We start from the raw sequence: 14,970 nt of genomic DNA on the forward strand, positions 1-14,970 counted from the left end.
ATCAGTAGTTGCGACGTGCATTCGGCATACATCCGCCGAGTTAAAACAATAAAAAGAGAAGGTAACTCCTCATGCCACACGAACCGACCGGCTCTTCCGTCGACTTCGAAAAAGTCGATTCCGAATACTTCCAACAACGTGAACTTAAAAAAGGCGCCGCCGGCTGGGTACTTTTAGTTGGCCTCGGCGTGGCTTATGTAATTTCCGGCGACTACGCCGGCTGGAACTTCGGCCTCGCCCAGGGCGGCTGGGGCGGGATGTTCCTGGCGACATTGCTGATGGCCACCATGTATTTATGCATGTGTTTTTCGCTGGCCGAACTGTCTTCCATGATTCCTACCGCGGGCGGCGGCTACGGCTTTGCCCGCAGTGCATTCGGGCCCTGGGGTGGGTTCCTCACCGGCACCGCAATCCTGATCGAATACGCCATCGCCCCCGCCGCCATCGCCGTGTTTATCGGCGCTTATTGTGAGTCGCTGTTCGGCATAGGCGGCTGGATGATCTACCTGGCGTTCTACATCATCTTTATCGGCATCCACATTTTCGGGGTGGGTGAAGCGCTGAAGCTGATGTTTATCATCACCGCCGTCGCGGCGATCGCCCTGGGCGTGTTTCTGGTGGCGATGGTGCCGCACTTCAACGTCGCCAATCTGTTGGACATCCCCGTGACGCAAGCCCAGGGCGCCAGCAGTTTCCTGCCGTTCGGCTATGTCGGTATATGGGCCGCGATCCCCTATGCGATCTGGTTCTTCCTCGCCGTCGAAGGCGTGCCGCTGGCGGCCGAGGAAACCAAGAACCCGAAACGCGACCTGCCACGCGGGCTGATCGGCGCGATTGTGTTGCTGACCAGCTTCGCGCTGCTGATCCTGGTGATCGCACCGGGCGGTGCCGGCACGCTGGCGCTGGTCAAGTCCGGCAACCCGCTGGTGGAATCCCTGGCCCTGGCCTACGGCGGCTCGACCTGGATGGGCAGCTTCGTCAACCTGGTCGGCCTGGCTGGGCTGATCGCGAGTTTCTTCTCGATCATCTACGCCTACTCGCGGCAGATTTTCGCCTTGTCCCGCGCCGGTTACCTGCCACGCAAACTGTCGCAGACCAATAAGAGCAAGGCGCCGGTCCTGGCCCTGGTGATCCCCGGCATCATCGGTTTTGGCCTGTCACTGACCGGCCAGGGTGACTTGCTGATTCTGGTGGCGGTGTTCGGCGCAACCATTTCCTACGTACTGATGATGGCTGCGCACATCACCCTGCGCATCCGCCGCCCCAAAATGGACCGTCCATACCGCACGCCGGGCGGGATCTTCACCTCGGGCCTCGCCCTGGTGCTGGCCTGCATCGCCGTGGTGGCGGGCTTTCTGGTGGATCCGCGGGTAGTGATTGGCGCGGCGATCATCTATGGAGTATTAATTGCTTACTTTGCTTTCTACAGTCGGCATCACTTGGTAGCAGGCACGCCGGAAGAAGAATTCGCGGCAATCCAGGCCGCAGAGGCCGCCTTGCACTAAACGCCGTCAACCACGGCGCGGGCCCATGCCCGCGTCGTCATGGAGAGTCTGTATGGCAAGCTTTTCCCACGCGGTCGGTGCATTGACCTACCGTTTTGACAGTCTCAAGGACGTGATGGCCAAGGCCAGTCCCGCCCGCTCCGGAGACTTCCTCGCGGGCGTCGCCGCGCAAAACGATGGCGAACGCGTCGCGGCGCAAATGACCCTGGCCAATATTCCCTTGAAGCACTTTCTGCAAGAAGTGCTGATCCCCTACGAAAGCGACGAAGTCACCCGGCTGATCATCGACACCCACGACAAGCAGGCGTTTGCGCGGGTCAGCCACCTGACCGTCGGCGGCCTGCGCGACTGGCTGCTCAGTGACGCGGCCGACGAACACAGCCTGCGTGCACTGGCGCCCGGCCTGACCCCGGAAATGGCCGCCGCCGTGTCAAAGATCATGCGCGTACAGGACCTGGTGCTGGTGGCGCAGAAGATCCGTGTGGTGACCCAATTTCGCGGCACCCTGGGCCTGCGCGGGCGCCTGTCGACGCGCCTGCAGCCCAACCATCCGACGGATGAGCCGGCAGGCATCGCGGCGAGCATTCTCGATGGCCTGCTCTACGGCAACGGCGACGCCATGATCGGTATCAACCCGGCCACCGACAGCATCGCCTCGATCTGCGCCATGCTGGAAATGCTCGACGCCATCATCCAGCGCTATGAAATCCCGACCCAGGCCTGCGTGCTGACCCACGTCACCACCTCGATCGAAGCCATCAACCGTGGCGTGCCCTTGGACCTGGTGTTTCAGTCGATTGCCGGCACCGAGGCCGCCAACGCAAGTTTCGGCATCAACCTGAACCTCTTGCAGGAAGGTTATGACGCGGGCTTGAGCCTGAATCGCGGGACACTCGGGCAAAACCTGATGTATTTCGAGACCGGCCAAGGCAGCGCGCTGTCGGCCAACGCGCATTTTGGCGTCGACCAGCAAACCTGCGAGACCCGGGCTTATGCGGTGGCGCGACACTTCAAGCCCTTCCTGGTCAACACCGTGGTCGGCTTTATCGGCCCGGAATACCTGTACAACGGCAAGCAGATCATCCGCGCCGGCCTTGAAGATCACTTCTGCGGCAAGCTGCTGGGCGTGCCCATGGGCTGCGACATCTGCTACACCAACCATGCCGAAGCCGATCAGGACGACATGGACACCCTGCTGACGCTGTTGGGCGTGGCCGGGATCAACTTCATCATGGGCATCCCCGGCTCCGACGACATCATGCTCAACTACCAGACCACCTCATTCCACGACGCGCTTTACGCCCGGCAAACACTGGGTTTGAAACCGGCCCCGGAATTTGAACAGTGGCTGGCGAAAATGGGCATCTTCACGCAGGCCGACGGCAAGGTGCGGTTTGGCAACAACCTGCCACCGGCCTTCCGCCAAGCCTTGGCGCAATTGGGATGAAGGAGCCTCCAGTGCAGATCGACACGCCTGAAAACAGCACCGATAACCCGTGGCTGGAACTGCGACGCCTGACCCCGGCGCGCATTGCCCTGGGCCGCACCGGCACAAGCATTCCGACGGGCGCGCAACTGGACTTCCAGTTCGCCCACGCCCAGGCCAGGGATGCCGTGCACCTGCCTTTCGATCACGCAGGCTTGAGCAGCCAAATGGCCGAGCGCGGCCGCGACAGCCTGTTGCTGCACAGCGCCGCCAGCGATCGCCACAGTTACTTGCAACGCCCCGACCTGGGGCGACGCCTGAGCGCTGAATCGGCCCAGACCTTGCGCGATTACGCCAAGGCCAATCCCGGCGGCGTGGACCTGGCGGTGGTGGTGGCCGATGGTTTATCGGCGCTGGCCGTGCATAAGCACAGCGTACCGTTCCTGACACGCCTGGAAGAACATACCCACGCTGAAGGTTGGTCACTGTCGCCGGTGATCCTGGTAGAACAAGGGCGCGTGGCGGTGGCCGATGAAGTCGGCCAGTTGCTGGGGGCGAAAATGGTGGTGATCCTGATCGGCGAGCGTCCGGGCCTCAGCTCGCCGGACAGCCTGGGACTGTATTTCACTTACAACCCCAAGGTCGGCTTGACCGATGCCTACCGCAACTGCATTTCCAATGTGCGCCTGGAGGGCTTGAGCTACGGTATGGCGGCGCACCGCTTGCTGTATCTGATGCGCGAGGCCTGTCGGCGGCAGCTGTCAGGGGTCAACCTCAAGGATGAGGCGCAGGTTCAGACGCTCGAATCAGATGATCCGGATCTGATGAAGGGTAATTTCCTGCTTGGCCCACGGCAGGACTGATCCCGGCACGATTGCGCTTTTTTGTCGCTTTAGGCAGCATCGGGTAACGGCCGCCCGAGTAATGGACCGTTTGCCGTCGTATTCCTATAGAAGTTGAGGCCTTGCATGCGGATTACTCAAGCGACTCTGGAACACCTGGATCTGTTGACGCCATTATTCGTCAAATACCGCGAGTTCTACGGTGCGCTGCCGTTCCCCGATTCGTCCCGGGGTTTTCTGGAAAAGCGTCTGCGCCGCAAGGAATCGGTGATCTACCTGGCCCTGCCGGACGATGATGACAACAGACTGCTCGGTTTTTGCCAGCTCTACCCGAGTTTTTCCTCGCTGTCGTTGAAACGGGTGTGGATCCTCAATGACATCTACGTCGCCGAAGATGCCCGCCGCCAACTGGTGGCGGACCACCTGATGCGCGCCGCGAAGAAAATGGCCAAGGAAACCCACGCCGTACGCCTGCGGGTGTCCACCAGCAGTGACAACGACGTGGCGCAAAAGACCTATGAATCCATGGGATTTCGCGAAGATACCGAGTTCAAGAACTACACGCTGCCGATCAGCGAGGACTGATCCGCGTCAGTCGCGGGTTGCGCTCCACGAAGCCGTTATAGAATGTCAGCGGGGCTGCGCCAGGTCTGTGTCGCCTCGCAAGGGCACGACAACGCTCCGGGCGCGCGGGGCGTTTGCACCGACGCTGGCTGGGTGTGACTCAAGACGGCCTCTACCGGAAGCCGTTCCCGCGACGAGCGAACGACATTCCCCGCTACAAAACCGCCACGCATTGCAACATTCAACCCGTATAATGCCGGCCTTTCAGGGTTGTAAGAAATACGGCATACCCATGTAGCCTTATTGCCCGCAGCTTCCGCACAGGCCCGCTGAGTCAGGCCGTTCACACAGGTGCCACCCATGGATTTCAACCCGCTCGACCTTATCCTGCATCTCGATGTTTACCTCGACCTGCTGGTAACCAACTACGGTCCGTGGATCTACGCCATTCTGTTTCTGGTGATTTTTTGCGAAACCGGCTTGGTGGTCATGCCATTCCTGCCGGGTGACTCGCTGCTGTTCATCGCCGGCGCCGTGGCGGCTGGCGGCGGCATGGACCCGGTGCTGCTGGGCGCTCTGCTGATGCTCGCGGCGATCCTTGGCGACAGTACCAACTACGTGATCGGGCGCACCGTCGGCGAACGCTTGTTCAGTAACCCGAACTCGAAAATCTTCCGCCGTGACTACCTGCAGAAAACCCACGATTTCTACGACAAGCATGGCGGCAAGACCGTGACCCTGGCGCGCTTCCTGCCGATCCTGCGGACCTTCGCGCCGTTCGTCGCCGGCGTTGCGAAAATGCCCTATCCGCGCTTCTTTGGCTTCAGTGTGCTGGGCACCATCCTTTGGGTCGGCGGCCTCGTCACCCTCGGTTACTTCTTCGGTAACGTGCCGTTCATCAAGAAAAACCTGTCGTTGCTGGTGGTGTTCATCATCCTGCTGTCGCTGGTCCCGATGATCATTGGCGTGCTCCGCAGCCGCATGGCGACCCGTACCTCGTCCGAAGCCAAGCCGCACTGACCGGCGATGTGGTCCCTCAGCGCCTGGCGCCGCCGGCGCATCCTGGCCAAGCACCCGATTGCCGATGAGACCTGGCAACGGGTGCGCCGCCACCTGATCTTTCTCGATGGCATCAGCATCGAGCAAGATCAGTGGCTGCGTGAAGCCTGCGTGCTGTTCCTCGCCGAAAAACACCTTACCGCCCTGCCCGGCGTAGAACTGCACCAGGAACAACGCCTGTTGCTCGCCGCCCAGGCGCAACTGCCGCTGATGAGCCTCGGCGATCTGGAGTGGTACCAGGGCTTCCATGAGATCGTGCTGTACCCCGACGATTTCCTCAGCCCCCAACGTCATCGCGATGCCAGCGGCGTGGAGCATGAATGGGACGGCGAGCACAGCGGCGAGGCCTGGCAACAAGGTCCGGTCATCCTCGCCTGGCCTGGTGTACTGGCGAGCGGGAACTGGGAAGGCTACAACCTGGTGATCCATGAACTGGCGCACAAACTCGACATGCTCAACGGTGACGCCAACGGCCTGCCACCGCTGCATGGCGACATGGATGTAAAGGCCTGGGCCCGCGTGATGCAGAGCGCCTTCGATGACCTCAACCGTCAGCTCGACCACAACCCCGACGCCGCCACGGCCATCGATCCCTACGCGGCGGAAAACCCCGCCGAGTTCTTTGCCGTCACCAGTGAATACTTTTTCAGCGCCCCGGATTTGCTGTCCGCCAGTTATCCACAGGTGTACGAGCAACTGAGCCACTTTTACCGCCAGGATCCGCTGGCGCGCCTCACCCAACTGCAGGCCCACGACCCGCGCTATCAGACTGAAGGCTAACGACCGTACGACGTCTGGCGCGTGGCATCGGCGCAGGAATATGCCTATAATCGCCGCCACTTTATAGGCCAATCCGGCCAAATTTCTGGTCAACTACGGGGGCAACGCCCAATGAGCTACAGCAAGATTCCGGCTGGCAAAGACCTGCCGAACGACATCTACGTCGCCATCGAGATTCCGGCCAACCACGCGCCGATCAAATATGAAATCGACAAAGACAGCGACTGCCTGTTCGTTGACCGTTTCATGGCCACCCCGATGTTCTACCCGGCCAACTACGGTTTCATCCCTAACACCCTGGCTGACGACGGTGACCCCCTCGATGTGCTGGTAGTGACGCCTTACCCGGTCACCCCAGGCTCGGTTATCCGTGCTCGCCCGGTCGGGATCCTGAACATGACCGACGACGGCGGCGGCGATGCCAAAGTTATCGCAGTACCACACGACAAGTTGTCCCAACTGTATGTCGACGTGAAGGAATACACCGACCTGCCGCCACTGTTGCTGGAACAGATCAAGCACTTCTTCGAGAACTACAAAGACCTCGAAAAAGGCAAATGGGTGAAGATCGATGGTTGGGGCGACGCAGACGCAGCCCGCGCCGAGATCATGAAGTCGGTAGCCGCCTACAAAGGCTGATACCTGCTTCCCGTTGCACCGGCAATCCAAAAAAGCCCCGCTCACCCGGGGCTTTTTTTGTGGGAAAGATTTAAACATTTAGTTCACGAATTAAACAAAGCGCTCAACTCCGTTTAACTAAGGAAAAGATCACCCGGGCTTGGCCCTCAATAAGGAAACACCTACATACGGCCCCTCAACGCTTCGTTTATTTGTTCTATTTTCCCGGTCAGTAAACTCTGCTTTTATGAATACATCAGGTGATCGTTTAAGAATATTACTTCGGGAAGTTAATCTTTCCGCGTCCGACTTCGCCAAGAACCGCAACGTCACGCCCCAGCACGTGAACAATTGGTTCAAGCGCGGCGTGCCCATGGCCCGACTCAATGAAATCGCAGAACTGTTGTGCGTCACCAGCCGCTGGCTGCGCACGGGCGAAGGCCCCAAACACCCACCCGTCAACTTCCAGCTGGAAAACGCCGACGCTGGAGGTTCGACCGCCAACACCCGTGAAGATAACGGCAACTACCTGACCGGTCCGGCCTCAGGCCCGGAAAACATCGACGTCAAGATCCCCCTCCATCCGGCCTTCAACCCTCAAGAGAGCATCCGCCTCTCACTGCAAACCCTGGAAACCCTCAACGTCAGCCCGGAACGCGCCCTCGGCGCCTACATGCTCGGCAACAGCATGATCGATATCATCCAGGACGGCGCCACCCTGGCCATCGACCGCGGCCGCACGCAAATCATCGACGGCGAAATCTACGCCCTCGAACACGACGGCATGCTGCGCATCAAATACCTCTACAACCGCCCCGGCGGCGGCTTGCGCCTGCGCAGCCACAACAACAGCGAACACCCCGACGAATTCCTGACTTACGAGCAACGTTTTGAGCAAAACCTCAAAGTCATCGGCTGGGTATTCTGGTGGTCCACCCTCAACAACCGCCGCCCACCCGTGCCGCTGGATGAGCATTTATCGGGCTGGAACCGCTCTAAATCGGATCCGGAGATGGGAAACTGAGGTGAATGTGGTTATCATGCGCCGCACATTTGGCAGGGGTTGGCATAAAGCCGATCCACCCTGCCCGGCGACGCGGAGGAGTTCCCGCCGATGCCCCTACTACTCAGCCAGGTGAAAGCCCGGATGAACGATTGAAGGCTGGCGAGGCTTACCAAAAATAAGCTGAACCCGTCCCCGAGAAGCCGGCCACAAGCCGGCTTTTTAATTGTCCGAAATAATCCTATCCCATCCAAGAATCTTCCTGATAGCTTAGCTATTCCGGGGCTTTCAGGCATTCCCCTGTCCGATGGTGTTCAACGCCATTCGACCTCATCCGACGATGAAGTGGGGGGACAGGTGGGGGGACAGAGCGGACGACAGGGGAAATCCAATGGGTAAGCTGAATCCGAAACAAGTCGAAAACCTGACCGAACCCGGCACCTATGAAGATGGTGATGGGCTTCGCTTGGTCGTTAAACCTACCGGGCGTAAATCCTGGCTACTTCGCTTTCAACTGGCGGGGCGCCGTAGGGAGATGGGCTTGGGCTCATTCCCTGAGGTAAGTCTCAAGAAGGCCAGACAAGACGCCAGCGCTAAACGCACCCAATTGAGTGATGGCATAGACCCATTAGCCGCTCGCGACATAGAGCGCGCAGCTCAACGGGAAGCCCAGCGAGCAAGTGAAGCCAAGCAACTGAAGTTCGAGACCCTAGCAACGGAATACCGTGATGCTCACGGCGCGGCCTGGTCGGAGAAGTGGCGTAAAGGGTGGCTGCGGAAGCTGGAGCTGTATGCGTTTAATCACATAGGCAAGCTGTCAGCCGAAGACATCGGTACTCCCGAAGTGCTCAAGGTGCTGCAACCTATCTGGGCTACCAAAACACGAACCGCCGATGAGGTACGTGGGCAAATTGAGCAAGTTTTGGACGCTGCCAAGGCACGCAACCTGCGACAAGGGGAGAACCCTGCTCGCTGGCGCGGGCATTTAGACAATCTGTTGAGCCGTGCTGAAAAGAAGAAGGCCCGGAAGCGCGAGCACTTTGAAGCGTTGCGCTGGCAGGATGTGCCGGATTTGATGACAAAACTCAGGGCAAACTCCACGCCTCCGTCTTGGGCCGCTCAACTGTTGATCATGACCAGCGCACGCGCGCACATGGTCAGGTTCGCTCGTTGGGATGAGTTTGATCTAGAAGCTGGGACTTGGTCGCTGCCAGGTGAGCGAATGAAGATGCGGGTAGCTTTCGTAATTCCGCTTGCAGAGGAAGTCGTAAAGCTGGTGAAGAGCATTCCACGAGATGAGGGAAGCGCCTTTCTATTCCCAGGCCAGGGCAAGACAGGAGTCATGCACGCAAACGCAGTACGGACGCTCCTGCATGGCATGGGATACGAACACATCACCCGACACGGCTTTCGATCCTCCTTTAGAGACTGGGCCGGTGAATGCACTCACTACCCACGGGAGGTTTGCGAGATGGCTCTGGCGCATGATGAGCGTGACCAGACTGAAGGGGCGTACTCTCGCTCAGATTTTCTAGACAAACGCAGAGCATTGATGACCGACTGGGCAAGCTTTATGGGAAGCAAAACCAGCGACACAGCGGGATAGCAAATTTTGGCAAACAGCAATCAAAACTAATTATGCGCTCAAAAAAACCAGGACTTTAGATGCCGACCATTGACAAAAGAGTAGCCGTACCGAAGCCTAAACAGAATGAAACAACGGGGCTAGGCGTAACTAAAAACTTTTATCAAGCACTAGCCCACCGAACTCCACGTGACGCAATTGAAAAGAATTTCCAGTTACTTGATGAGAGCACTAAGCTCATCGACAAGAAAACTAATTTCAACCGACTCAAAAAAGAAATAGAAAACGACATAAAAATAAATTCTGAGTTCACCAACAAAATTGAAGTTCTTTGGATAAACCACACGCTAGAGCTCGCAAAGAACCCTTATGAGTACTTTTATCACGCCTCGCTTACGCTGACTATAATGGCGACCCTAGCTGTGGAAGAGGGAGAAACGGAAAAGGCCTGGTCTTATATTGCCGAGGCCTTGTTTCTAAGCGGGGCACTCGCAGAAAAAGAGGTGGCAATAATCCGACAAGAAAAAAATCAATCCAAGAAAACAAGCAACTCAACTGGCGGAATAAAAGCAGCCAAACGTCATGACGCTATAAAGCTGCTAATCAAAGAGCTGTTAACAACGAAACGATCAACGAGTAAATGGACCACAGCAAGAGATGCAGTCAACTCAATTTTGGGAGAGGTTCAATCAAGTGAAAAGTTTACCCTTTCAGGGGACAACGCTGATAAAACCATAAGAAAATGGATTATCCATGATGATATGTTCAAAGAGTTTGGATTTAAATTCTGATCTTCACCTCATAAAAAACAACTCAAGCCAGTGATAGGCTTGAGTTGTTTTTTATGAGGCTTGAACCAGTGACCTGGGCCTACCCATCTTCTTAGCAGGTAATTTAGGCGCTAATCCCTTGCCGAGCGCTCGAGATTTTCCAGGAAGTACCATTCGCAAATAATAGTCGGGCTTCGTTAAGTAAGAGGCAGCCAGCATCAAGTTTTCGCGCTTTTTTTGATCATGATGCTCTACAACTCCAATTCCGCAGTCTCTATAAAGATGTTTCTTACGATTACAATTAAAGTAAACACCATCACCTTTTGTAACCTCGCCGACCCAGATCTCCCCTGCCCGCTTGGCCCACATAACATCTTCCTGGACCTGAGAACCGTCGAAAAACAACATCAAGTGGTAGTGATAAAACTTATCCAGGCCATACTCCAACTTCCAAACAAAACCGACCATCTTATCTTTTGCAACATTATTTAGAACCTTAAAAAACCCCACTCTATCTTTACTTACATCCCTATGCTCAACTTCTTTTTCGACGTCTATATCTGCTAGCGTCCTACTGTATCCGAGATCAAGACGAACAACCATAAGCCGCGAATAAACTGAGAACATCCCGTTTATATATCTTTTAACCTCAATAAAATTCTTATCCGCAGCACGACGGAAATTTCTTAATTTAGCCTTAAATCTCTCCATCTTACCTAAGCGCCTAAGCTCTTCAATAGCTGTATTTAGGGTAGCCACAGACAGGGTAAGGTTTGGTACAAGCTTACCCCTTAGCTCCCAAGCCAAGTTATTAAGCTCAAGCTTGTAGGCAACATCAAAGAAGATAGAAACATACGGATTAAATTCATAGTACGGGAAATTCTTGGACACCAACTTAAGCTCAGCCTGTAGAAGATTAATGAACTTAACTCCGAGCTCACTCATCTTCAATCTATGACCACCGGATCGACCAATCGGCACCACATAAAACAAAGGACTCTTAGTCGATATTATTTTTTTCAACACTTTTTCTATCGTGCAAATATAATCTGCAACATGCCACTCATCACCTAGCACACGAGCAGCTAATTCTCCCCCACCCGCATTACTCCCCGCCGTCTTATAACAAGATGCAAATAGCGCCATTTCATTTTCTGAGTACATGGCCAACCCCATTCCTTCCGACTGCTATCAAGATTAGTTTTATAGACGTATTTCTTTTATTCATATTAACAATAACAAATGAACCAGAACTCTCCTGAAGGCTTATGCCTATAGCGGTGGCGCTTCGACTGGTAAATTGTTAGTAAATACTAATAGCTAAAAAATTTATAACTTAAAGAGTTAGTGCCATAGCCCACCCCCTCGATCAACTCGATTTACCGTATCAACAGCTAGGGCGATTGCCTATCCATTCGTTCAGCGAGGATTCGATCCAACCTACGGCAGAGGTCCCTATTTTCACGGGTTTAGGGAATGAAGCATCGTAGCGAGGAGAGCGATTGTTGAGCCGATCATAAATGGTTGAACGTGAGAGCCCCAAACGCTCACGGACCTGTGTGAGCCTCAAAATTCTGGCGGTTGGTGGGGTATCTGAACTCATCATTTGCCTACCTTCGTGTCGTTGCGGAGAGAAAACTCTACCGGCACATCAACAGGCGTGGTTGTGCTCTTCTCGAATTAAAAAAATACACGATTTGGGCCATTGGAAATGAGATACGAGGCCATCATCACGAGGCAGCAAATCCTTGCCCCCTAACTCCCCCCTCCCCACCACCGGCCAACGAAGTCGATAGCTTCAGATCTGGCCCAGCGTTGCTCAACACCCATCTTGCAATGCTAGAGCTCGGTTGTTGCCCAGAACCGATCCAAGCAACAACGCAAAAAAAATCAGCCATACATCATGAACAGGAGAGTCCAAGTTTTTGGGCATCCTCGTCGGCAACCAACCTGCAAAGAGCAGGCCTCTCAAGACCTATTTGTCCATTCAACAGGAGCACAGGCATGCCACTCAGTTGCCCATCATGCAGTACAAATCCAAGAGCTTCGAACACACCCTCTCGGAAAATTTTCTCAATTATTTCGCTGGCTGGTGCCACGTTGCAGGCTATCGCTGACGGAAAGGACGGGAAATCTAAGCTGAGCAGAATCAGCCCATTCACCGGGTTCGCTGGAGCTTTCCTGCACGCACTTTCGAGGGAAGCTGCCAGCTTTACCGACGCAAATAACAGCGTTCAAAACACGCTATCTCCCACTGCCTGCCAAAGCTGCTTGAACCTCGCCAGACACCGTTAAATCCGGGCTGGGCCCTAAGTCTCACCAGCTCCATAACGTTTCCACCTCCCGTTAAAAAATACGCCACCGTCGCCCCTATGAGTCTGTATGGAGGATGAGCTGTGGCAATAACTTTAAGGACATTGCATGACACACCTTATCGAACACATGGCGTACAGCGGTGCAGCACCTTGGCACGGCTTGGGCTCCAGTCTTTCGCCGAAGCAACCTCTGGAGATATGGCAGCGAGAAGCCGGAATGAGCTGGCAGATCGAGGAAAGCCCCGTACATTTCAAAGCCGATGCCGTCGGACACCTGAGCACGATTCACTCCTTTTCAGAACAGAAAGTCCTTTATCGTTCCGACACAAAATCTCCGTTGTCGGTGGTTTCCAGTCGTTATCAAGTGGTCCAGCCTGGCGAAGTGCTGGAGTTCTACCGAGATCTCACTGAGGTATCAGGGTATGAGTTGGAAACGGCAGGTGTATTGAAAGGAGGCCGCAAATTCTGGGCTCTCGCCAGAACCGGCCAAGCGACCACACTCAAAGGAAACGATCAGGTGAACGGCTATCTGCTGCTGGCAACCTCTTGTGACGGCACACTAGCCACCACGGCAACGCCCACCAGCATTCGTGTGGTTTGCAACAACACACTGGCGGTTGCATTGGATGGAGCCACACACGCCATCAAGGTCCCACACAGCACACGTTTTGTTCCACAGACAGTGAAGAAACAATTGGGCATCACCGTCTCGCAATGGGCCGAATTCATGTACCGAATGAACATGCTCGCCGCACGCAAAGTACAGTGGCATGAAGCTATGGGCTTTTTCATGGAAGTACTGTGTGACACCGGCTCTGGGGACCCCATCCCCGAAGTGCTGCCAAATAAACGAGCGATGGAAAAGGTGCAAAGCCTGTACGAAGGAAAGGGCCGAGGGGCGGATCTGGAATCCGCTCGGGGCACCGCATGGGGTCTGTTGAACGCAGTGACTGAATACGTTGATCACGAGCGCAGGGCCAGGAGCTCGGAGTACCGGGTAGATTCAGCCTGGTTCGGTCAGGGTGCGACAATAAAACAACGCGCCCTCGACTCGGCTCTTCGATTGGTAGCCTAACGCTGCTTTCCACAACAACTGCTTGAGCACTCTCTGCTCAAGCAGCTTTATACCTGAAGGAAATCGCGATGAATGTAATACGCTTTATCGGTCTACTTTTTGTGTTTTTCGGAATACTGGCGAGCTGTGCCTTGGCAGTTTTGCTTGTGTTCATCCTAGCGCGCTTTTGGCCATTGCTGATCGCGGTGGTGGTCTCATGCGTAATATTTGAAGTTATAGCAAGAAAGGCCGGCGACCCGGCATTTACAAAATTAGTCTGAGGGCTTAGCGACAAGCAACTCATCCAGCCGGTTCATTAGCTCCACACGCCCCAACGCATGAAGCTTATGAAACTTGACCAGAAATTCTGCCTCATCATCCTCAACGGCATAAAAAAATGCTGCCGGTACGTTGAGCACCTTGCTCAAACGCTCGACAAAGTCAGGAGCTGGAACCCGCTTTCCCAGCTCATAGCGATTCATGCGAGTACTCGCAGACATCTCATCCAGACCAGCATCCAAACCTAACCGCTCCTGCGATAAGCCTGCCTGCACGCGGGCCTGCTTGATGCGCTTTCCCAAGACTGACATGCACACAACCCATTTGCCAAAACGGCATCGTGATTGCTTGTCTTTCGCTCGATACTACCGTTTTGGTAGTATCGGGATTAGCGTCGCACCTCAGCGGGTCTCTGAGACAAGGCAAACCCCTCGGATATGCATCAAGACTTCGCTCATTTTTAACTTTACAAGGAAGACTCCCATGAAACGCTCAGCACTTGTCCTGCTCCCTTTTTTGATGATTCTTGGCAGCGCAGCACAGGCTCAAGACGATGTAGCAGCTTGTACTCTAATTCGGATAGACCAGTATTATGGGCTCAAAGAATGGGATTGCCGCGTCCCTAATACCCCGGTCCGGATCAGCAACGTCTACACAGACCAGCAAGGCCAGCAACGTGTTGAGAGCATAAGCAGTCAACAAAATGCGATGTGTGACGATCAGGGAGTTTGTTCAAACTCGGGGAATTTTGCGGGAAATGCGCCAGCGGGAAGTTATCACTATACTTTTGGCTGGTATTTGGGAACTGACACTCAAGGTAATCCAGTATCGTATAAAAGTGGAACAGGACCGGGATTTGGCGGAAAACACTTCGCAGCTGCTGAAGCAGCTAAAGATACTAAATCAGTTAAGACTCTTCCCGATGTGGTTTGCATGCCGACTGCCAGCTTTAATTGCTCAATTGACGACAAAGAAATAGAAGATGAAGACTTACCTAAATATCTTCCGATAGTAAAAGAGCAAGACGTCAAGAACGCTGGCGGGAGCTGTCAAAGCATCCCATTATGCTACGATAAAAGCATGATCCTTCTGGGATTAAACCAAAAGTACTTTAAGTAGATTAATTTCCAAAAAAATCCCAAGACGACATCCAGTGCATAATAACACGTG

Annotated in this window: 15 protein-coding genes; 12 read left to right on the forward strand and 3 right to left on the reverse strand. The window is 54.9% G+C overall.

Annotated elements, in window-relative coordinates; genetic code table 11:
• The first annotated feature begins 71 nt into the window (after positions 1–71).
• The 10 genes from eat to AC6CIA_RS04180 all read left to right on the forward strand — a co-directional run bounded on the left by eat (position 72) and on the right by AC6CIA_RS04180 (position 10,173).
• Positions 72–1,505, forward strand: coding sequence for an ethanolamine permease (eat, locus tag AC6CIA_RS04135; protein ID WP_498310735.1), 1,434 nt, complete (start codon positions 72–74; stop codon positions 1,503–1,505).
• Between the two features lie 52 nt (positions 1,506–1,557).
• Positions 1,558–2,952 carry an ethanolamine ammonia-lyase subunit EutB gene (locus AC6CIA_RS04140; protein ID WP_498310736.1) on the forward strand — a complete coding sequence of 465 codons (1,395 nt, stop codon included), beginning with the start codon at positions 1,558–1,560 and terminating at the stop codon, positions 2,950–2,952.
• On the forward strand, positions 2,949–3,794 hold the full coding sequence (gene eutC, locus AC6CIA_RS04145) for an ethanolamine ammonia-lyase subunit EutC (RefSeq protein WP_498310738.1): 846 nt from the start codon (positions 2,949–2,951) through the stop codon (positions 3,792–3,794). Before AC6CIA_RS04140 ends, eutC begins: the two co-directional genes overlap by 4 nt.
• Before the next feature lie 105 nt (positions 3,795–3,899).
• Positions 3,900–4,358 carry a GNAT family N-acetyltransferase gene (locus AC6CIA_RS04150; protein ID WP_339530181.1) on the forward strand — a complete coding sequence of 153 codons (459 nt, stop codon included), beginning with the start codon at positions 3,900–3,902 and terminating at the stop codon, positions 4,356–4,358.
• Positions 4,359–4,697: 339 nt separating this feature from the next.
• Entirely contained in the window at positions 4,698–5,357 is a 660-nt protein-coding gene (locus AC6CIA_RS04155; RefSeq protein WP_498310740.1) for a DedA family protein, read from the forward strand.
• 6 nt (positions 5,358–5,363) lie between these two features.
• Entirely contained in the window at positions 5,364–6,176 is an 813-nt protein-coding gene (locus tag AC6CIA_RS04160; RefSeq protein ID WP_498310742.1) for a M90 family metallopeptidase, read from the forward strand.
• Positions 6,177–6,287: 111 nt separating this feature from the next.
• Entirely contained in the window at positions 6,288–6,815 is a 528-nt protein-coding gene (ppa, locus tag AC6CIA_RS04165; RefSeq protein WP_084381889.1) for an inorganic diphosphatase, read from the forward strand.
• Between the two features lie 226 nt (positions 6,816–7,041).
• The gene (locus tag AC6CIA_RS04170; RefSeq protein ID WP_498310744.1) at positions 7,042–7,818 is read left to right on the forward strand and encodes a LexA family transcriptional regulator; all 777 of its coding nucleotides are present in this window, start codon (positions 7,042–7,044) and stop codon (positions 7,816–7,818) included.
• Between the two features lie 370 nt (positions 7,819–8,188).
• On the forward strand, positions 8,189–9,403 hold the full coding sequence (locus tag AC6CIA_RS04175) for a tyrosine-type recombinase/integrase (RefSeq protein ID WP_498310746.1): 1,215 nt from the start codon (positions 8,189–8,191) through the stop codon (positions 9,401–9,403).
• A 59-nt stretch (positions 9,404–9,462) separates the two neighbouring features.
• On the forward strand, positions 9,463–10,173 hold the full coding sequence (locus AC6CIA_RS04180) for a hypothetical protein (RefSeq protein ID WP_498310748.1): 711 nt from the start codon (positions 9,463–9,465) through the stop codon (positions 10,171–10,173).
• 51 nt (positions 10,174–10,224) lie between these two features.
• Here the strand turns inward: AC6CIA_RS04180 and AC6CIA_RS04185 are convergent, their stop codons facing one another.
• Together AC6CIA_RS04185 and AC6CIA_RS04190 are read right to left on the reverse strand one after the other, a co-directional pair.
• Positions 10,225–11,316 carry a YagK/YfjJ domain-containing protein gene (locus AC6CIA_RS04185; protein WP_498310750.1) on the reverse strand — a complete coding sequence of 364 codons (1,092 nt, stop codon included), beginning with the start codon at positions 11,314–11,316 and terminating at the stop codon, positions 10,225–10,227.
• 223 nt (positions 11,317–11,539) lie between these two features.
• Positions 11,540–11,758, reverse strand: coding sequence for a helix-turn-helix transcriptional regulator (locus tag AC6CIA_RS04190; protein ID WP_498310752.1), 219 nt, complete (start codon positions 11,756–11,758; stop codon positions 11,540–11,542).
• Between the two features lie 815 nt (positions 11,759–12,573).
• On the opposite strand from AC6CIA_RS04190, the gene AC6CIA_RS04195 reads away from it, so the two are divergent.
• Positions 12,574–13,542 (forward strand): DUF932 domain-containing protein, encoded by a 969-nt coding sequence (locus AC6CIA_RS04195; RefSeq protein ID WP_498310754.1) that lies wholly within the window; start codon positions 12,574–12,576, stop codon positions 13,540–13,542.
• Positions 13,543–13,793: 251 nt separating this feature from the next.
• On the opposite strand, the gene AC6CIA_RS04200 is transcribed toward AC6CIA_RS04195, so the two are convergent.
• Positions 13,794–14,111 (reverse strand): helix-turn-helix domain-containing protein, encoded by a 318-nt coding sequence (locus AC6CIA_RS04200; RefSeq protein ID WP_498310756.1) that lies wholly within the window; start codon positions 14,109–14,111, stop codon positions 13,794–13,796.
• A 172-nt stretch (positions 14,112–14,283) separates the two neighbouring features.
• On the opposite strand from AC6CIA_RS04200, the gene AC6CIA_RS04205 reads away from it, so the two are divergent.
• Complete coding sequence (locus AC6CIA_RS04205) at positions 14,284–14,919, forward strand: hypothetical protein (protein WP_498310758.1); 636 nt, start codon at positions 14,284–14,286, stop codon at positions 14,917–14,919.
• The last annotated feature ends 51 nt before the right edge of the window (positions 14,920–14,970 follow it).

Source organism: Pseudomonas sp. GQ91, assembly GCF_059758795.1.